Genomic DNA, 19037 nt, shown 5'->3' on the forward strand with positions numbered 1-19037 from the left:
CCTCGGTTACCTTCCGTCCTGCTCGGTACGGACCACGCGCAGGTAGACCAGCGCGAAGAGCATGGCGATGACGACGAGTACGTTGCCGACGGCAGCACCTTCGCCGAAGTGCAGCTCGGTGAAGGAGAGCTGGTAGGACCAGGTGGAGAGCAGCTGGGTCGCGTCGGCGGGCCCTGCCTGGGTGAGCACCATGATCACGTCGAACGCCTTGATGGTGTAGATCAGTCCGAGCATCAGCACCACGGTGGTGACCGGGCGGAGCAGCGGCCAGGTGACGTTGCGGAACCGCTGCCAGGCGCTCGCCCCGTCCAGGGAGGCGGCCTCGTACAACTGCTCGGGAATGGTCTGGAGACCGCCGTAAAGAATCACCATGTTGAAGGGGATGCCGATCCAGATGTTGGCGATGACCACGGCGGTCATGGCGTAGGCCGGATCGACCAGCCAGCCGACGGGGGCGTCGATCACATGCAGGCCGAGGAGTACGTGGTTGAGCACGCCGTATTCCTGGTCCAGCAGCCAGCGGAAGACGGTCCCGGAGACAAGGAGGGGCAGCAGCCAGGGCAGGAGCAGCAGGGCGCGCAGCACCCCGCTGAGCGGGAAGTGCCGGCGGAAGAACAGGGCGAGGCCGAGCCCGATCGCGAACTGGAAGGCCAGCGATGCGAGGGTGAAGACAGCGGTGTTCCACAGGGTGGCCGAGAACAGCTCGTTGCCGAACACGGCCGCGTAGTTGTCCCAGCCGGTCCAGGGGGCGTCCCCCTGGTAGAACGAGCTCACCGTGTAGTCCTGGAAGGCCATGACAACGTTGGCAACGATGGGGTAGCCGAAGAAGACCGCGAGGTAGACCAGGGCGGGGACGTAGAAGCCGAGCTTGGCGATCCGTTGGGCGCGACGGTGCCGGACGGTGGCGCGGCCGGTCACCGGCGCTGCCGGCTCGGTGAGGGTCATGGTCATGGGTGTGCGCACCTCGCCTGATCAGTGGTCGGCCGCGTCGGCCTGGCGCTGGGCGGCGGCCATGGCCTCGGCGGGGGTGAGCTTTCCGGTGGCGACCTGCTGCAGAGCGGTCGATATGGCCTTGGACACCGCGGGGTAGCGGGTGCCGAGCACGGCGGTGCGGGCGCGGGCGCCTGGCGCGCTGGCCACGAACGGGGCGAGGTCGGGCTGCTCCTTCACCAGCTTGCGGGCGACGGCCGGCTTGCTCGCCACGTCGGCCCGCAGCCGCGACCACTGGAGCATGTTCTTGTCGCTCAGTACGCAGTCGAGGAGCCGCACGGCCTGGTCCTGCTTCCCGCCCTCGGGTACGGCCCAGGTCTCGCCGCCCATGGGGCTGGCCGGCATGCCTCCCTCCTCCTTGACCGGGAGCGGCACGACCCCGTAGTCGAGGTGCGTCTCGGAGTCCAGCGATGCCAGCTGCCAGGAACCGTTGATCATCATGGCGGCGTGGCCGCCGATGAACGCGTCGGCGGCATTGGCCTGTTCCCAGTTCAGCGCCGACGTGGAGACCGAGCCGTCGTCGAAGAGGGACTTCCAGTACGTGAGCGCCTCGATGGCCGCCGGTGAGTCGAGGTCGGTGAGTTCCCCGCCTGCGCCCCACAGGAACGGCTCGAACTGCCAGGTGCCTTCCTCGGTGCCGATCGCGGAGAGCGCGAGGCCGTGCCGGTACCCCTTGGTCAGTTTCCTTGCCGTGGAGCGCAGTTCCTCCCATGTGGTGGGCGGTTCGACGCCCTCGTCCGCGAGGGCGCGCTTGTCGTAGAAGAGCGCGAGGCCGTTGACACCGGGGGCGACACCGTAGAGCTCGCCCTGGTAGCTGCCCGCCTGCAGGACACTCTCGTAGAACCCCTCGGTGTCGACCTTCCCGTCGAGCCGGAGCAACGCGCCGGTCGATGCGAGCTTGGCGAGATCCGGGTTGTCGGTGAGGACCAGGTCGGAGAGGGTGTGCGCGGCGCCGTCGCGCAGCAGCTTCGGGACGAGCTGGGAGCGCGGCATCACCTCGCGCTCCACGGTGACGCCGAGATCGCGCCCGCAGGCGTGCAGGATGCTGGTCAGCGCGGTGTTGCCGGGCTCGGAGGTGTAGTAGTCCGCGACGGTCAGGGTGTTGGGCCCGGTCTCGGCCGTGATCAGTCCGCAGCCGACGGTGCTGACGGCGAGTGCGAACGCGGCGCAGGAGGCCAGCGCACCGCGGGCGAGGGGTCGGTTCATCGGTCTTCCTTCGGCTCGTCGCCGCGGACGGGTGCCGGGCGGGTGCTGGCCCTGACCGCGAGTCGGGGTTCCAGGAGCACGGGGGTGCCGGTGGTGGAGCGGTCGAGGTTGTCCATCAGCAGGTCGACGGCGCGCGCGGCCATCTCGGCGGCGGGCACGGCGATCGAGGTCAGCTGCGGTTCGCCCGCGGTGGCGACGGCGTCCGAGCCGATCACGACCATCGAGAGGTCCTCGGGCACCGCACGGCCGTGGCTGCGCAGCAGCGCGGGGAGATGGGCGGTGGCCGACTCGTTCTGCACCACGAGCGCGGTGGCGTCCGGGCGTTCGGCAAGGACTCTGGCGACCGTGCCCGCGGTGCCGGCCCAGTCCGCCTCGCAGGGACGGTGGGTGAGCCTGGCTCCCCGGGCGGCGGCCTGGGCGAAAGCGCCCGCGGCGGTGCGCTCCGCGTAGCCCGCGCGGTGCCGGTAGACAGCGGCGGGTTCGCCGACGAAGACGATGTCGCGATGGCCGAGGCCGGTCAGATGGTCCACACACATCCGTCCTGCGGCCTCGAAGTCCAGGTCCACGCAGGGCAGACCCGCGGGGTTGGCGGGCAGCCCGATGAGCACCGCGGGCACGGAAAGGCGGCGGACCACGTCGAGACGGGGATCGGCCACACCGATGTCCATCATGACCAGCCCGTCGAGCCGGGCGGCCTGCACGGCGTCGAGCAGGTCGTCGCTGCCCTGGTGATCGGTGAGCAGCAGGACGTTGCACCGGTGGCCGCGGGCGGCGACGCTCGCCGCGAGCATGAACTCGGCGAGGAGCGGCCGGTGTTCGCCGCCATGGACGCTGACGGCCAGTCCGACGGTTCGGCGGGGCGGGTGTGCTCCCGGAGTCGGCCGGTAGTCGAGGGCCGCGATGGCGTCGAGCACACGGCTCCGGGTCGCGTCGGATATCGGCCGTTTCCCGCTGAGGACGTAGCTGACGGTGCTGACCGCGACGCCCGCGTGTTGCGCCACGTCCACGATCGTCGCCACGGCTTCTCCTCACGCTGCACCGGCAGGCGAGCGCATCGTCGAAACCGTTTCGACGACACGGATGTGCGGCTCGCCCCTGAGCTGCCCGCGTGAGGTTAAGCAGGGGTGAACGATCGCGTCCATAGCCCTCGGACCGTTTCGACGATTTCGACGCGCGCCATCTGCCCCCGGTGGCCGCCCGGCAGCACCGGGGTACGCCGCTTCTCGTGCTCAGGAATTCCCGAGGGCTTACGAGTACCGTGAAATCAAGGGAGGCCCTACGTCGGCTCGGGAGGCCCTCATGGCAGACAAGCCCGACCGCCTGCACGAACTGGCCTCGCGTGTGCGTACCCCCGACGTCGTCGATGCCATGGGACGGATGCACCGCCACCGGTGCCACATCAACGACCTGGTGAGCCCGACTCCGGGCCGTGTCCTCCTGGGCCCCGCGGTGACGGTGTCCTATCTCCCTTCCTGCGAGAAGGCGCTCCCGCCCGACCGGTTCAACTTCGACCGCCTGTTCAATGACGCCATCGCAGATGGTGCACAGGGGCGGGTGCTGGTCCTGGCCGGCAACGGGCACACGGACGTGTCGCTCGGAGGCGGAGCCAAGCTCTCGCGACTGGCCGTGCACGGTCTTGCGGGCATCCTGGCCGACGGACGTCTGCGGGACTTCGCCCAGATCGCGAGTTACGGCTTCGCCGCCTACTGCTGGGGGGAGACGGTCAAATGGGGCGGCGACGTGGTGACGCCGTTCGAGGCCGACCGGCCGGTCGTGGTGGCCGGTGTGGCCGTCCGCCCGGGTGACTACGTGTTCGCGGACGCGTGCGGCGCTGCCGTGATCCCCGCCGCAGAGGTGCTCAGCGTGTTCGAAGAGGCCAACCGCGTCGTGCAGGACGAGGCGGCCTTCGTCGAAGGAATCCGTCAGGAAGGCCCCGCCGGCAGCGGATCCGGGCAGTAGCGGGCCGCTCCTCCCCCGTCGTCGCGTCCTCCCCCGTCGTCGCGGTTCTCTGCGCGTTCGGCGCCGCGACCGTCCTCGCCGCTCGCTGATGGTCGGGGCGTGCACCTCGGTCGGACGTTCCCGGGCCTGACGGGAGGGGCGGGAGGGGCGGGAGGGGCGGGAGGGGACGAGCACTCACCGATGCCGGGAGGACGGCTCCCCGCGGCGACAGGACCGCCGGGTGCGGAGGGTCACCTCCACACCCGGCGGCTGCGCACCCCGCACCCCGCGGTTCCACACCCCGCGGTTCCACACCCGGCGGCTCCGCACCCGGCGGTCCTGCGCCGGTGTGTCGGCCTCCTGAGGGGTTTCAGCGGCCAGGGGCCCGCTGTGTGACCTCCTGGAGCACCCAGCCGTTGCCGTCCGGGTCGCTGAAAGTGGCGTAGGAGCCGTAGGAGGCGCGGTCGGGATGCGGGCCGGCGACCCGCTCCTGGCCCTCGGCCCCGTGGGTGAGGTCTCCGGCCTCGTGGCCGTGGTAGAAGAGCCCTCCGCCGTCGTGGAATGCCTCGCTCACCTCGATGCCACGGCCGACGAGCTCCGCGCGGGCCTGCTCGATGTCGGTGACGATGAGGTACAGGCCCTGGACCGAGCCCGGCGCGGCGGAGGTGAGCCCCTGGCCGAAGATGATCGAGCACTCGGAGCCGGGCGGCGTGAAGTGCACCGCGCGCCAGTCCTCACTGACGGCCTTGTCGAGATCCAGGCGGAATCCCGCCTGCTCGTAGAAGGTCTTGGCCCGATCGATGTCGGAGACGGGCAGCACGATGAGTTCGAGCTTCAGATCCATGTGGGGGGTCCTTCTCTCTGAGTATCGGTGAATCCCGCACCCTGTGCGTCACCGGTTCACGACGTGGTCCCGGACGGCGGAGCCGGCTCCGGACGCTCGGTCGCGCATGCCCGCGCGCTGTGCGCAGACAGATACCGCCGAGTCGCGGCGCGGTACGCGGACGGCACTGTCCGCACGGCGCGGGAGCTACCCGACCACGAATAGGAGCATATACTCCTATTTGCCACGGAGCAAGAAACCTTTCCACAGCAGCTGGGACCGGGTGTGCCGGTGCGACGAGCACCACTGGCACACGGCATCACGACATCCACCGGCCCGTTCGCGCCGTCGAACCGGTGATCGCGGCGAGAGGCGAGAGAGGGGCCGACCGTTCCAGGATAGATCGCCGACCCCGGTGGCGCTCCGCGCCTCGTTCCTCACTCGGCCCAGGGCTCGAAGCCGGTATGGAGGACGGCCTCCAGGGAGGCGCGCAGCCCGGCCGCCTCCCCCACTCCGAACTTCTCCTCGAACTGGGCTTGCACGGCTTTCCACAGGGGCACCGCCGCCCTCATCCGGGACAGGCCGGCCGGCGTGACGGTGACGATCCGTGCGCGGCGATCGGCCGCCGACTGCTCGACGGTCACCAGACCCTCCCGCGCGAGCGGCTTGAGGTTCGAGGCCAGGGTCGTACGGTCCATGGCGATCATGTCGGCGAGGGTGGTGATCGTCGTTTCCCCGTGAGTGCTCAGCTTCTGCAGGATGCTGAACTGCGTCGCACGAAGACCGACCGGGCCGAGCGCCTTGTCGTATGTCGCACCGAGGTACCGGGCCGCCTTCCGCAGAGCCAGGTTGTTGCACGAGTCGGCGAGATCCGTCGGCGCAGTGGTCATGGTCTCCTCCAGAGTTCCCCCGCCCATAATAGGAGTGCATGCTCGTAATCGCCGACGGTGCCGAGCTCGCGGCCTTCCCGCAGGCGGGGTCCCGCCCGCCTGTCTAGGCTGAAAAGGGGCCCGGGGGCGATCGAAGGGCGGAGGTCGACCGATGGCTGCCGGCAACCTCGTTCTCATCGCCAACGCCGGTGACGTGGGCAGCGCGGTCCTCGACCAACTGCGCGCCCAGGACGTGCCGGTGCGCGTGCTGGTCCGCCGTGACGACGATCGTGCGGCAGGGCTGCGCGCACGCGGGGCGGAGGTCGTCCTCGGCGATCTGACCAGGCCCGAGAGCGTAGCGGCTGCGCTGGAGGGGGTCGCGAGGATGTACTTCGCGATGCCGGTGTCGCCGGACCATCTGCTGGCGACGACCGTGGTGGCCAGCGTGGCCCGCGAACACGGGGAGCTGGACGGCCTGGTCGGCATGTCCCAGATGACGGTGTCGCAGATGACCGCCACCAGCACCGCGGAGTCCTTCCAGCAGCGGCTGCACTGGCTGGCGGAGCAGGTGCTGAACTGGTCGGGCCTGCCGGTGGTGCACATCCGACCGACCTCGTTCCTCGACAACCCGCTGTTCACCACGCTGGCGGCACGGTCGATCCGGGAGAACGGCACGATCGCGCTGCCCTTCGGCACCGGACGCACCTCGCCGGTCGCCGTGGCCGACGTCGCCCGAGTGGTCTCCACCGTGCTCCGCGACCCGGCCCCGCACATCGGACACGTCTACGAGCTGACCGGACCACGCACGGTCGACATGACCGAGATGGCCGAGGAGTTCTCCCGGGCCCTCGGGCGGCCGGTGGCCTACGTGGACGTGCCCCTGGACCAGTGGCGGTCCGGCGTACTCGCCAAGGCCGGTCTGCCGCCGCACACCGAACAGCACATCGCCACCATGGCCCGGCTGCACCGCGAGAACCGCTACGACCGCGCGACCGACGCCGTCGAACGCGTCACGGGCCTGCCGGCCGAGAGGATCGAGGCGTTCGTGGCCGCTCGCAAGGACTTCTATCTCGGCTGAGCCGCGGGACCACGCGCCCCCTGCGTCACGCTCGTCCCACACTCGCCCCCGCTCCCGCATTACGCTCTGCGGCGACGACCGGCCGCGTCCCCGGAGGCTCCATGCCATCCCCCGATTCCCCGCGCTACGACGACCTCCGCGCGATGTTCGTCAACTGCACGCTGAAGCGGTCGCCCGAGGTCAGCAACACCCAGGGCCTGATCGACAGGAGCCGCGCCGTCATGGAGGCGGCCGGCGTCGCCACCGAGCTCGTCCGGGCCGTCGACCACGACATCGCGACCGGCGTGTGGCCGGACATGACCGAACACGGCTGGGAGAGCGACGCATGGCCCGCGCTGTACGAACGGGTCATGGCGGCCGACATCCTGGTCCTGGCCGGGCCGATCTGGCTCGGGGACAACAGCTCGGTGATGAAGCAGGTGATCGAGCGGCTCTACGCGTGCTCCTCGCTGCTCAACGACCGTGGCCAGTACGCGTATTACGGGCGCGTAGGCGGTTGCCTCATCACCGGCAACGAGGACGGCGTGAAGCACTGCGCGATGAACGTCCTCTACAGCCTCCAGCACCTCGGCTACAGCATCGCCCCGCAGGCCGACGCGGGCTGGATCGGGGAGGCGGGGCCCGGACCCTCGTACCTCGACCCCGGATCCGGCGGGCCGCAGAACGACTTCACCAACCGCAACACGACCTTCATGAGCTGGAACCTGATGCACCTCGCCGCCCTGCTCAAGCGCTCGGGTGGCATCCCGGCCCACGGCAACCAGCGCTCGGAGTGGGACGCGGGCTGCCGCTTCGACTTCCCGAACCCCGAGCACCGCTGAGCGGACGGACGCCTCGCGGGCGTCCCCCGGTTCACCACCGAACGGTGCGGTGGGATCGGCCCGGGCAGAGCGGTGACGCCGCCTGGGATACGGTGCCGCGGGACACCGGAGCAGGGAGAGCGGTCCGATGAAGGTCATACGCCGCCTGGCGTTGTACGTGGCGCTGCCGCTGACGGTCGCCGCCGTGGCGGGCCACGGCTGGTACCAGTTCAGCGACACGGGCAAGCGGTGGCGGTACGAGGACAGACTCGCGACGTACTGCCAGGGGCTCATCCCGCCCGAGGAGTCCGCCGTCATCACCGGCTACGACACGGTCGAAGGGCTGCCCAACGACGTGCACCACGGCGGGTCCGACGGCTACGAACTCTGCTGGGTCGGGAGGAGGAACGCACTGACCATCGCCCGGATTCCCGCGTCCGCCCGCGACGACGACGGCCGCCGGGGCGTGTTCGACCTGCTGCGCCCGAGTGCGTCGAAGACGCCACCGCTGCCCCTGGGGGGCGGCTGGCAGGGCTACACCAACCTCAAGAGCGCCGCCGTCGTTCTCGAGTGCACCAACCAGGACGCCTCCGTCGTCGTGAGTTCGGCGAGCGCCGGGGGCGGTGCGGCCGACGGCGCCACGACCGAACTCGTCGCGGCCACGGCGGTCCGCGCGGCGGACCGGTGGGGCTGCGCGGCCGATCCCGGCGGCCCGCTGCCGAAGCTGCCCGACCCACCTGCGGAGAAGTCGCCCCTCGATGCGGAAGGCACCTGCGCGGGCATCCCCATGCGCGGCATGGACATGATCCACTGGATCAGGGAGACGACGTCATCGGCAGGGACCGCGCCGCTGGAGAGCTGCGTCCTCGGTGAGACGAAGGCCCGCGCGGAGGAACTCTTCGTGCTCAGCGCCCGTTTCGGCCCCCTCGCCCAGGCCAGGGCCTCGGACACGGATCCCGACGGGGACGCGGGACACGTCGGCGTCTCCTTCTGGGCCACCGCCAAGTGCCCCGGCGCCGACGCCCGTGCACTCTTCACGATCTCCACCACCGCTTACGTCCACGAGAACGCCGACGCCTTCGCCCGGTCCGCCCTCTCCGCCTTCGCCGAGCGGGCGTCCGCGCAGCGCGGCTGCACGGACCTCCGGCTCCCCGGCTGACGCGTCGGTGGCGAGTCACCGGTGGGCGGCGCTCCCGCGCGCGATCCTGCGCGAGAGCGCCGCCCCCCGAACTATTCCCGTTGCTTCGCGGGGCCCGGGCGTCCTAGCGTGGCCCTCCTCATGGGCAGGGAGACGGTGCCTTGTCCGCGGCTGCGAGTCAGCAGATCGGAGACGCGGAACGGGATGACTTCCCACCTCCTCGCACTCTGCTTCGATGCGAACGACCCCCTCCGCCTCGCCCGCTTCTGGGCCGGCGTCCTGGACTGGGAGTTCGCCGACGATCCCCACGACGGCATCGCCCTCCTGCCGAGCGATGACACCGGGTTCCGTATCCGGTTCCTCCCGACCAGGGAGCAGAAGGCCGTCCCGAACCGGATGCACTTCGATCTGACGAGCGCGTCCCTCGATGACCAGCAGCGGACGGTGGCGACGGCGCTCGCACTCGGCGGCCGCCACATCGACGTCGGTCAGCGCCCGGAGGAGGGTCATGTGGTGCTCGCCGACCCCGACGGCAATGAGTTCTGCGTCACCGAGCCGGGCAACAACTTCCTTGCCGACTGCGGATTCATCGGAGCGCTCGCGTGCGACGGTTCGCAGGAGGTCGGGTACTTCTGGAGCGAGGCGCTGGGCTGGCCGTTGGTCTGGGACCAGGACCAGGAGACCGCGATCCGCGCGCCGTACGGCGGTCCGAAGATCACGTGGGGCGGCCCGCCGCTGCTGCCGAAGCCGGGGAGGAACCGGCTGCATTTCGACCTCGCTCCCCCTGCCGACGGTGACCGGCGAGCGGAGGTCGACCGTCTCGTCTCCCTGGGGGCGACTCGTATCGACATCGGCCGGGACGAGGCCGGCCGGGTGGCGATGGCCGATCCCGACGGCAACGAGTTCTGCGTCCTGACTCCCCGGTAGCGCGACGCGGCGTTCGGCTCGCTCGCGCACCGGGCACCGCCGGGCCGTTCGGGTCTGTCGTCCTCCGTCCCCACGCAGGCCAGGCGTCGATCGACACCGCTCCCGGAATTGATCGCCGGGATCGCATCCCAGATACTGCGTCCTGGCAGGGACCAAGGTGACATCCCCTGAGCCGATCCGGTCGAGTTGGGAGAGACCCTCTTGTTCTACTACGTGCTCAAGTACGTCATTCTGGGCCCGCTGCTGCGGCTGCTGTTCCGGCCCCGGATCGAAGGGCTCGAGCACATTCCCGCGGACGGGGCGGCGATCGTCGCGGGGAACCATCTGTCGTTCTCCGACCACTTCCTGATGCCGGCCATCATCAAGCGGCGCATCACGTTCCTCGCCAAGGCGGAGTACTTCACCGGCCCCGGGCTCAAAGGGCGGCTCACCGCCGCGTTCTTCCGCAGTGCCGGGCAGATCCCGGTGGACCGGTCGGGGAAGGACGCGGGTCAGGCGGCCATCCGTGAGGGTCTCGGGGTGCTGCGCAAGAGCGAGTTGCTCGGGATCTATCCCGAGGGGACGCGCTCGCACGACGGGCGGCTGTACAAGGGGAAGGTCGGGGTCGCGGTGATGGCCGTCACCGCGCAGGTGCCGGTGGTGCCGTGCGCGATGGTCGGGACCTTCGAGATCCAGCCTCCGGGACAGGTCCTGCCGAAGATCAAGCGGGTGACGATCCGCTTCGGGGAGCCGCTGGACTTCTCCCGCTACGCGGGGATGGAGCACGAGAAGGCCGTGCTGCGGGCGGTGACGGACGAGATCATGTACGAGATCCTCGCGCTGTCCGGGCAGGAGTACGTGGACGAGTACGCGGTCAAGGTGAAGGCCGGGCAGTCGGCCGCCCAGCCGCGGGCCCGCAGGTTCCCGCGGAGGCGGCGCTGACCGGCCCCGTTCGGCGCTCTCCGCCCGTCGGGTGTCAGGCTCCGCCCCGGCCGCGCCTGAATCGTTCGAACCCGTCGGCGAGTCCGATGACGGGCTCGGGATAGGCGTACCGCGCCCGGTGGGGGCCCTGGAGCTTCCAGGGCTCGTGGACGGCCGGTCCACCGAGCCCCGCCAGCTCGGGTACCCAGCGCCGTACGTAGGCACCGTCCGGGTCGTACCTCCTGGCCTGCCGGACAGGGTTGAGCACGCGGTTCGGCCGGGTGTCGGTGCCGGTCCCGGCCACCCACTGCCAGTTGAGCTGGTTGTCGGCGACATCACCGTCGACGAGCAGCCCGAGGAAGTACCGCGCTCCGTCGCGCCAGTCGAGACAGAGCGTCTTCGTGAGGAAGCTCGCGGCCAGCAGCCGCCCGCGGTTGTGCATCCAGCCCTCGTGCCGCAGCTGGCGCATGGCGGCGTCGACGACGGGATATCCGGTGCGGCCGTCCTGCCACGCCGCGAGGTCCTCCTCGGCCTCCCTTCCGGTGCGCCAGCGGTCGTGCCGGGTGCGGTAGTCGTCGACGGCGGCCCACGGCCGTGCGGCCAGCACCTGGTGGTGGAAGTCGCGCCAGCACAGCTGCCGTACGAACGCCTCGGCCCCCGGGCCGCCCTTCGCGCGGGCCCGGTGCACGACTTCGGCGGGTGAGAGGGTGCCGAAGTGCAGATGCGGCGAGAGTCTGGACGTCCCGTCGCCTGCGAGGTCGTCGTGGAGGTCGTCGTAGCGCGCGATGCCGCCGCGGAGCCAGGTGGCGAGTCGCCTGCGTCCGGCGCTCTCCCCGCCGCCGGCGAGTCCCGCGGAGACGCCCGGGACGTCCTTGCGGGCCGGTACGGGCTCCGAGCGGACACGGCCGGGAACGCGCACCGTGCGCGGTGCGCCGAGGGTGCCGCGGACCTCCTCCCCCGACCAGCGGCGGAAGTACGGGGTGAACACCGCGAAGTGGTCCGATCCCGAGGGTGTGACACGGCCGGGAGCGATCGCGGTGGTGACGGCGTCATGCACACGGAGCCGGCGGCCGTCCTGCTCAAGGGCCGTGCGCAGCCGCTCCTCCCGGGCCTGGGCGTAGGCGCTGACGCCTGCCGCGATGTGCACCTCGGACGCGTCCGCTTCGTGCGCCACGGCGCGGACCTCGGCGACGACGTCGCCTGAGCGGACGACGAGCCGGCCCCCGCGGGCGTGCAGGCTCCGGTCGAGGTCCGTGAGGCAGTCGGCGAGGAAGGCCAGCCGGTTGGGGGCGGCGAAGCCGGTGCCGGTGATGCGGTCGTCGCGGACGAACAGCGGCACGACCTCCTCGCTCGCGCCCAGCGCCGCACGCAGCGGCGGGTGGTCGTGCAGGCGCAGATCGGCGGTGAAGAGGACGACCGCGGTGGTCATGGGCGCACTCCGGTGTCCGCGTCGCCATGAGGGGAGGCGTCGGTCTTCTCGGCGGCCCGGGCGATGTTGCGGGCCATGCCGCCGAACACGACGGCGTGGAACGGCGACACGCTCCACCAGTAGAGGTGCCCGAGCAGTCCGCGCGGGTGGAACAGGGCCCGCTGGCGGTAGCGGGCCCGGCCGTCCCCGGCCGTGTCGGCGTACATCTCCAGCCAGGCGAGCCCCGGCAGCCGCATCTCGGCGCGCAACCGCAGCAGCCGGCCCGGTTCGATCTCCTCCACGCGCCAGAAGTCGAGCGAGTCGCCGACCCGCAGCCGGGCCGCGTCGCGGCGGCCACGGCGCAGGCCCACGCCGCCGGCGAGCCGGTCCAGCCAGCCGCGTACGGCCCAGGCGAGGGGGAAGGAGTACCAGCCGTTGTCGCCGCCGATCCCCTCGATCACCCGCCACAGCGCCTCCGGCGAGGCGTCGACCGCGAGGGCTCGCCGGTCGGTGTAGAGGCTGCCGCCGGCCCAGTCGGGGTCCGTGGGCATCGGGTCGCTGGGGGCGCCGGGCAGTGCGGCGGAGGACCAGCGCGTGGTCACCCGGGCCTCGCGTACGCGCTGGAGCGCGAGGGTGAGGGCCTGGTCGAAGCCGATGGGGGCGCCGGGTGGATCGGGCACGTACCGGGCGATGTCGTGCTCGCGGCAGACGACCTCGTGCCGCAGTGACTCGGCCAGCGGCCGGGCGAGGGCGGGCGGCACGGGCGTGACCAGGCCGATCCAGTAGCCGGAGAGGCGGGGGGTGAGCATCGGGACCCGCAGGACGAGGCGGTGCGGCAGCCCGGCCACCGCCGCGTAGCGGTGCATCATCTGCTCGTACGTCATCACGTCGGGCCCGCCGATGTCGAAGGCGCGGTTCACGTCGTCGGGCATCCGCGCGCAGCCCACCAGATAGCGCAGCACGTCCCGGACGGCGATGGGCTGGATGCGGGTGCCGACCCAGCTCGGTGTGACCATGACCGGCAGCCGCTCGGTGAGGTAGCGCAGCATCTCGAACGACGCCGAACCGGAGCCGATGATGACCGCGGCGCGCAGCACCGTCGCGGGAACGCCGCCGCGCAGGAAGATGTCGCCGACCTCGGCCCGGGAGCGCAGGTGCGGCGACAGTTCGCTCGCGGACGCCCCGGCCGGGGTGAGCCCGCCGAGGTAGACGATGCGCCGTACGCCGGCGGCGCGTGCCCGCTCGGCGAACTCCCGGGCGGCGTGCCGGTCGGTCTCCTCGAACCCCGGTCCGCCGCGGAGCGCGTGCACGAGGTAGTAGGCGACGTCGATGTCGCGCAGGGCGGCGCCGAGCGAATCCGCGTCGGTCACGTCCCCGCGCACCGCTTCCACACGCCCCGCCCACGGGTGGTCGCGCAGCTTCTCCGGGGTCCGGGCCATGCACCGGACCCGGTGACCCGCGTCGAGCAGCTCCGGCACCAGCCGGCCGCCGATGTAGCCCGTGGCGCCGGTCACCAGACAGCGCGCCTGCCGCGTCGCCTCGCCGTTCATGATGGTCACCGGTGCTTTCCAGGGTACGTCGGCCTTCCGCGCAAGGTCGTGGTGACGGCGGCCAATGGAAGGAAACCGCAGGGGTATAGAGAGCACATGAGTCATTCCCGGGCCCGACGCGTCAGACAGCTCCTCCGTGCACAGGACCACGCCGGGTCCGGCCCGGTCGACTCACCGCGCCGGGCAAGGGGCGGGCTCGTCCCTTCCCTGCTGGGCCGCAGCGCCGACCGCGGACTGCTGTGGTTCGCCGTCGGTGCCGGGATCTGGGCGTTCGGCGGGGCACGGGGGCGTCGGGCCGCCGTGCGCGGGGCCGCCTCCCTCCTCCTCTCGTCGGCGGCGGTCACCACGATCGGGGGCGGCACGGTGCGTCGGGCGACCCGCCCGGCACCGGAATCGGGCACGGCGCTGCGGCGTCCGCCGCGTACCGGCTCCTTCCCGTCCGGGCACGCCGCCTCGGCCGCGGCCTTCGCCGCCGGTGTGGCCATGGAGGCCCGCGGCGTGGGTGCGGTCCTGGCGCCGGTGGCCGCCGGGGTGGCGCTCTCCGGTGTCCGCACCGGCGACCACCGCTCCCGTGATGTGGTCGTCGGGGCGGCGCTCGGCATAGGAGCGGCCTTCGCGGTCCGGGGACTCGTGCCGTCGCGGACCCAGCTCTTTCCCCCGGCCCGGCCGGTGGCCGACGCCCCCGCGCTGGTCGAGGGCAAGGGCCTGACGGTCGTGGTCAACCCGTCCTCCGGAGCCCAGCCCCAACTGGTCAGTCCGGTCCAGCAGCTGAGGAACGCGCTGCCGCGGGCCGAGATCGTGGTCCACGAGCCGGATTCAGGGCCTCTGGCGGACGTGCTCGCCGAGGCGGCAAGGAACGCCGCCCGATCCGGTGGCGCCCTCGGGGTGTGCGGCGGCGACGGCACGGTCAACGCGGGGGCGGCGGCCGCCCTGCGCTTCGACGTGCCGCTCGCGGTCCTGCCCGGCGGTACGTTCAACCACTTCGCCGTCGATCTGGGGACCGACACCGTCGCGGACGCGTGTGCCGCCGTGGAGGCCGGCAGCGCGGTGCGGGTCGACGTCGGAAGGATCAGGCCGCTGGTGCACGCCGGCGGGCAGTTCCCCGACCGTCACGTCCTCGGGCCCCCGGCCGCGGAGCCCTCGTACTTCCTCAACACCTTCAGCATCGGCGTCTACCCGGAGCTGGTCAGGATCCGTGAGCGGTGGTCGCCGCGCATCGGCGGTCCTCCCGCCACGCTGCTCGCCCTGGTGCAGGTGCTGCGCACGACACGCCCTCTGCGGGCCCGTGTGAACGGCCGACGCCGCGCGGTCTGGCTGCTGTTCGCGGGCAACGGCGCGTACCGCAGCCTCGGGGTGGCCCCGACACGCCGTCACGACCTCGCCGACGGACTCCTCGACGTCCGCATCGGGCACGGAGGCCCCTTGGCGCGTACCCGCCTGCTGGCCACGGCTCTCGCCGGCGGATCCGCGAGGACGGGCCTGTACGCGGCGGCACGGCCCCGGCGGCTCGTCATCTCGGAGCTGCCGGAGGGTACGCAGATGGCCTTCGACGGCGAGACCCGGCGCGCACCCTCGGCGTTCGTGATCGACAAGCTCGACGAGGCACTGACCGTGTACCGGCCGGCCGCGGACTGACGTCCCGCGTCAGCCCGTGCTCCTGCCGCTCCCGGTCCAGCGGTGCCACCTGTGGCGGCGGCGCGGATGGACGGCGCGGCCGAGGCGCCTGCCGAGGACGAGATAGCCGAGCAGCGCACCGGTCGTGTTCAGGATGACGTCGTCGATGTCGAAGGCGCGGCCGGTCACCAGCGATCCCTGCACGAGCTCGACCAGCGTCATCACCGCGCCGGTCACGACGGCCACCCGCAGCAGCCCGCGGGTGCGGGGCAGCAGGACGGGCAGCAGGACGCCGAAGGGTACGCCGAGCAGGAGGTTGCCGCCGAGCTGCTTCACGGTGTCGCGGAACGCGGGCTGGGACAGGTAGTCACGGATGGAGTCCCCCGGGCGCAGGTTGCTGTGCGTCAGCGGCTCGGAGGCCGCCGAGGGCTCCAGGGTCAGCCGGGCGAGAACGACGCTGAAGGCCGCTGTCGCGATGAAGGCCAGCAGCACGGCCGCTGCCCTCAGCACGGGTGTCATGGGTGTCGCCGTGTCGTCGGATCCGGTCCGTACCATCGTCGCCCCTAACCAACTCGTCCGGTGTTCCCGACGGTTACCCGGCGGCCGGATGCGCATACCTGGGGAGTGCGGCGGGCGATCCCGGGTATGCGAACCCCACCCAGGAGACCGATCGGACGACAGAGGTGGAACACGTGGCAGCCGTGACGGCAGCAACCGTGGCACAGCAGACGACCGAAGCAACCGGGGTGGCAGGACTCGCACCGATTCCGGAGCCGTCCAAGGTGGCTCCCCGTGACGCGCGTGATCTCTCCCGGCGGTTCTTCGCCCGTCTGGCGGAGCTGGAGGAGGGCACACACGACCACCAGTACGTGCGCAACACGCTCATCGAGATGAACCTGTCGCTCGTCAGGTACGCGGCCGGCCGCTTCCGCAGCCGGGGCGCGGACGAGATGGAGGACATCGTGCAGGTCGGCACGATCGGCCTCATCAAGGCCATCGACCGCTTCGACCTGTCCCGAGAGGCGGAGTTCACCACTTTCGCCGTTCCGTGCATCGTCGGAGAGATCAAGCGCTTCTTCCGCGACACCAGCTGGGCCGTGCATGTCCCCCGCCGGCTCCAGGAGGCCCGCGTGGAGCTGGCCAAGGCCACCGAGGAGCTGCGCAGCCGCCTGGGGCGCACGCCCACCGTGCGGGAGCTGTCCGAGCTGATGTCCTTGTCCGAGGACGAGGTGATCGAGGCCCGAAAGGCGTCCAACGCCTACAACTCCGCCTCGCTGGACGCCGCACTCACCGGTGAACCCTCGCAGGAGAACGAAACGGCTCTCGCCGACTTCATCGGCGAGGAGGAGCCGGCCCTCGAACTCATCGAGGACTTCCACTCCCTCGCTCCGCTCATCGCCCAACTGGACGACCGTGACCGGCAGATCCTGCATCTGCGCTTCGTCGAGGAACGCACCCAGGCCGAGATCGGTGAGCGACTGGGCATCTCCCAGATGCACGTCTCACGCCTGCTGGCCCGGATCATCGCCCGGCTGCGCGAGGGGCTGCTCGACACCACCGGCTGAACGCCACCGAGCGGCACTGCACGGCGCTGCACGGCGCCGGACAGCGGCGGGCGACGGGCGGCGGGCGGCGGCGGGCGGATCGAAGCGTCGGATGCCACGGGTCGTGGCGTCGTCACGGGCAGGTGACACGAACCGTGATGCGCTTCCCGACCGGTTTCCGCTCCACGGCGAAGCGGTCGCACAGGGCCAGCACGATCTCCAGACCGTGCTGGCCCACGCGCTCCGGATCGGCGGCCCTGGCCACGGGCAGGGTGGTGCTGCTGTCCCACACCGTGACCTCCACGCCGGACGGAATCCGCTCCAGGTCCAGCGCGCACGGCCCGAAGGCGTACTTGCGGGCGTTGGTCACCAGCTCCGACACGATCAGCTGGACGGCACCCACGACCCGTGACGCGGGAGCGAAGCCGTGTCCGTCCACCAGGAAGTGCGTGGCGAAGCGGCGGGCCTGTGCGATGCACTCGGGACCGCCGTCGTACACGGCGCCGGCCCACACGCGCCCGGCCCGGCCGGTGGCCGCGCCCTGGTCGTCCCCGTTCGAAGTCATCCGCTGGTCATCTCGTTCAGCCTGCCGTCCCTCGTCCCTGGATCTGTCCCGGGATCCGGGATTTCTCGTACCCAGGATCCGGCCCGGCAGTGCTGGAACATCGAGACGTCTCGGCAACCGGCGCCGTCCGGGCTCAGCCGGGGACGGCCTGGGCCGCCCGTGGTGCGGCCCGTACGGTGCCGGGCTCGCTCATGTCTGCCGGTGCCTCCGCGGGCGCAAGCAGGGCGGTGGACGCGGCGTCGAGCACCCGGCGCAGGACGAGTGCGTCCGGGGCCACCGCGGTGACCAGCACCGCGGGGCCCGCGAGCGGGGTGAGGACGGCGGTGGCGCCGAGCCGGCGGGGCGGGACGGGAGACCTTTCGAACCGGGGGTCCACGACGAGGAGTTGCCCCACCGCGCCGTGGCCGCCGAGGACGGCCGGGCCGCTCCAGCCTGCCGGGGCGGCGGGACCGTAGCAGAGCTCCTGGTCGAGCAGGGGGCGTCCCGCACGGCGGACGGTCAGGCGGGCGGTGAGACTGCCCGTCTCCTCGCCGTACCGGCCCAGGATCTGCTCCTCGCGCAGCACCAGCCGTGCGGTGGCGGCGAGGTCGACGCGGGTGCGCATGTGCAGCTCGCTGCCGCGGGCGGTGATGAGCTGTTCGGGCAGCCAGCGGAGTTCGGCCCCCTCGCCCACGGTGAGCGTGACGTCGTACGTGGCCGGTGCCGGGGTGCGGCCGGGCAGCGCGACGGTCGCGGCGGACGCGTCCACGTGCAGCCGGGCCCCGTCGCACACGTCCGCCTCGATGGCGAGCCGGTCGCCGCCGAGCGGTGCGCTCATGGCGCCGACGACGGTGACGCGGGTGTACGGTCCGGCCGCGCGGGTACGGCGCAGCGCGAGCGGACCGTCGCTCTCCAGGACGGGCAGGCGGCCGTCGCCGGTGGCGACGACACGGGCGGTGGCGGCGAGGCTCGTACGGGCTCTCATGCGGCCCAGGCGAGCAGTTGTGCGCGTACCCAGTCGGCGACCGGCCGGACTCCGTCCTCGCCGGTGAGCGAGGTGAAGGCGACGGGGAGCTCGCCGCGCTGCTCCTTGGCGTCGCGGGCCATGCGCTGGAGGTCGGAGCCGACGTAGGGGGCGAGGTCGGTCTTGTTCACGACGAGGAGGTCGGCGGTGGTGACGCCCGGGCCGCCCTTGCGGGGGATGTCGTCGCCGCCGGCCACGTCGATGACGAAGATCTGGGCGTCGACGAGGCCCTTGGAGAAGGTGGCGGTGAGGTTGTCGCCGCCGGACTCGACGAGGATCAGGTCGAGCGGTCCGACCGTGTCCTCCAGGTCCTCGACGGCTTCGAGGTTGGCGGAGATGTCGTCGCGGATGGCGGTGTGCGGGCAGGCGCCGGTCTCGACCGCCTGGATCCGCTCGGGCGGCAGGACGGCGTTGCGCAGCAGGAACTCGGCGTCCTCGCGCGTGTAGATGTCGTTGGTGACGACGGCGATGGAGAGCTGGTCGCGCAGGTCTCGGCAGAGGGCGGCCACGGTCGCGGTCTTGCCCGAGCCGACGGGGCCGCCGAGGCCGATACGCAGGGCGCGCCGGGTGCCGTCGGGGCGTACGGCGTCGGCGCCGACGGCGGCCGGGCCGGGGTGGTGGTCGTGGTCGAGGTGCATGGCGGCTCCTAGCGCGGTGTCCTACGTGGGTCAGGAGGTACGTGGG

At 71.8% G+C, this 19037-nt stretch carries 19 protein-coding genes; 8 read left to right on the forward strand and 11 right to left on the reverse strand.

All coding sequences use genetic code 11. The features are described 5' to 3' along the window. Positions 1–6 precede the first annotated feature (6 nt). Genes KK483_RS02920 through KK483_RS02930 form a run of 3 tightly spaced genes read right to left on the reverse strand, consistent with a single transcriptional unit; the run spans position 7 to position 3215 of the window. Positions 7–951 (reverse strand): carbohydrate ABC transporter permease, encoded by a 945-nt coding sequence (locus KK483_RS02920; protein WP_262003441.1) that lies wholly within the window; start codon positions 949–951, stop codon positions 7–9. 21 nt (positions 952–972) lie between these two features. Then, positions 973–2196 (reverse strand): sugar ABC transporter substrate-binding protein, encoded by a 1224-nt coding sequence (locus KK483_RS02925; RefSeq protein WP_262003443.1) that lies wholly within the window; start codon positions 2194–2196, stop codon positions 973–975. Then, complete coding sequence (locus KK483_RS02930; RefSeq protein ID WP_262003445.1) at positions 2193–3215, reverse strand: LacI family DNA-binding transcriptional regulator; 1023 nt, start codon at positions 3213–3215, stop codon at positions 2193–2195. The genes KK483_RS02925 and KK483_RS02930 overlap by 4 nt, the downstream gene beginning before the upstream one ends. Before the next feature lie 280 nt (positions 3216–3495). On the opposite strand from KK483_RS02930, the gene KK483_RS02935 reads away from it, so the two are divergent. After that, positions 3496–4155, forward strand: coding sequence for an RraA family protein (locus KK483_RS02935; protein WP_262003446.1), 660 nt, complete (start codon positions 3496–3498; stop codon positions 4153–4155). A 349-nt stretch (positions 4156–4504) separates the two neighbouring features. Here the strand turns inward: KK483_RS02935 and KK483_RS02940 are convergent, their stop codons facing one another. Next, positions 4505–4978, reverse strand: coding sequence for a VOC family protein (locus KK483_RS02940; protein WP_262003448.1), 474 nt, complete (start codon positions 4976–4978; stop codon positions 4505–4507). A gap of 416 nt (positions 4979–5394) precedes the next feature. Further along, positions 5395–5847, reverse strand: coding sequence for a MarR family winged helix-turn-helix transcriptional regulator (locus KK483_RS02945; protein ID WP_262003450.1), 453 nt, complete (start codon positions 5845–5847; stop codon positions 5395–5397). Between the two features lie 151 nt (positions 5848–5998). On the opposite strand from KK483_RS02945, the gene KK483_RS02950 reads away from it, so the two are divergent. The 5 genes from KK483_RS02950 (at position 5999) to KK483_RS02970 (ending at position 10690) form a co-directional block, all read left to right on the forward strand. After that, positions 5999–6904 (forward strand): NAD(P)H-binding protein, encoded by a 906-nt coding sequence (locus KK483_RS02950; RefSeq protein ID WP_262003451.1) that lies wholly within the window; start codon positions 5999–6001, stop codon positions 6902–6904. A gap of 101 nt (positions 6905–7005) precedes the next feature. Continuing rightward, on the forward strand, positions 7006–7725 hold the full coding sequence (locus KK483_RS02955; RefSeq protein ID WP_262003453.1) for a flavodoxin family protein: 720 nt from the start codon (positions 7006–7008) through the stop codon (positions 7723–7725). A gap of 127 nt (positions 7726–7852) precedes the next feature. Continuing rightward, on the forward strand, positions 7853–8863 hold the full coding sequence (locus KK483_RS02960; RefSeq protein ID WP_262003455.1) for a hypothetical protein: 1011 nt from the start codon (positions 7853–7855) through the stop codon (positions 8861–8863). 183 nt (positions 8864–9046) lie between these two features. Further along, positions 9047–9769: a VOC family protein gene (locus KK483_RS02965; RefSeq protein ID WP_262003457.1), complete on the forward strand. Its 723-nt coding sequence runs from the start codon at positions 9047–9049 to the stop codon at positions 9767–9769. Positions 9770–9970: 201 nt separating this feature from the next. After that, positions 9971–10690, forward strand: coding sequence for a 1-acyl-sn-glycerol-3-phosphate acyltransferase (locus tag KK483_RS02970; protein ID WP_262003459.1), 720 nt, complete (start codon positions 9971–9973; stop codon positions 10688–10690). A gap of 34 nt (positions 10691–10724) precedes the next feature. Here the strand turns inward: KK483_RS02970 and KK483_RS02975 are convergent, their stop codons facing one another. Both KK483_RS02975 and KK483_RS02980 read right to left on the reverse strand, forming a co-directional pair. Beyond that, positions 10725–12098, reverse strand: coding sequence for a deoxyribodipyrimidine photo-lyase (locus KK483_RS02975; RefSeq protein WP_262003461.1), 1374 nt, complete (start codon positions 12096–12098; stop codon positions 10725–10727). Beyond that, positions 12095–13627 carry an SDR family oxidoreductase gene (locus KK483_RS02980; protein ID WP_262009324.1) on the reverse strand — a complete coding sequence of 511 codons (1533 nt, stop codon included), beginning with the start codon at positions 13625–13627 and terminating at the stop codon, positions 12095–12097. The genes KK483_RS02975 and KK483_RS02980 overlap by 4 nt, the downstream gene beginning before the upstream one ends. Positions 13628–13723: 96 nt before the next feature. Here KK483_RS02980 and KK483_RS02985 point away from each other — a divergent pair, with 96 nt between their 5' ends. Further along, entirely contained in the window at positions 13724–15262 is a 1539-nt protein-coding gene (locus tag KK483_RS02985; RefSeq protein WP_262003463.1) for a bifunctional phosphatase PAP2/diacylglycerol kinase family protein, read from the forward strand. Positions 15263–15271: 9 nt separating this feature from the next. Here the strand turns inward: KK483_RS02985 and KK483_RS02990 are convergent, their stop codons facing one another. Beyond that, positions 15272–15796 (reverse strand): VanZ family protein, encoded by a 525-nt coding sequence (locus KK483_RS02990; protein ID WP_262003464.1) that lies wholly within the window; start codon positions 15794–15796, stop codon positions 15272–15274. A gap of 191 nt (positions 15797–15987) precedes the next feature. On the opposite strand from KK483_RS02990, the gene KK483_RS02995 reads away from it, so the two are divergent. Continuing rightward, entirely contained in the window at positions 15988–16806 is an 819-nt protein-coding gene (locus KK483_RS02995) for an RNA polymerase sigma factor SigF (RefSeq protein ID WP_262009325.1), read from the forward strand. 112 nt (positions 16807–16918) lie between these two features. Here the strand turns inward: KK483_RS02995 and KK483_RS03000 are convergent, their stop codons facing one another. The 3 genes from KK483_RS03000 to ureG form a co-directional block, all read right to left on the reverse strand. After that, positions 16919–17350, reverse strand: a complete 432-nt coding sequence (locus tag KK483_RS03000; protein WP_262003466.1) for an ATP-binding protein — start codon at positions 17348–17350, stop codon at positions 16919–16921. Between the two features lie 133 nt (positions 17351–17483). After that, a complete protein-coding gene (locus KK483_RS03005) occupies positions 17484–18314 on the reverse strand; it encodes an urease accessory protein UreD (RefSeq protein ID WP_262003468.1) in 831 nt (276 codons plus the stop codon). After that, a complete protein-coding gene (ureG, locus tag KK483_RS03010; RefSeq protein ID WP_262003470.1) occupies positions 18311–18991 on the reverse strand; it encodes an urease accessory protein UreG in 681 nt (226 codons plus the stop codon). Before ureG ends, KK483_RS03005 begins: the two co-directional genes overlap by 4 nt. Positions 18992–19037 lie beyond the last annotated feature (46 nt).

Source organism: Streptomyces sp. FIT100 (assembly GCF_024584805.1).
In the GTDB taxonomy this organism is placed as follows: Bacteria; Actinomycetota; Actinomycetes; order Streptomycetales; family Streptomycetaceae; genus Streptomyces.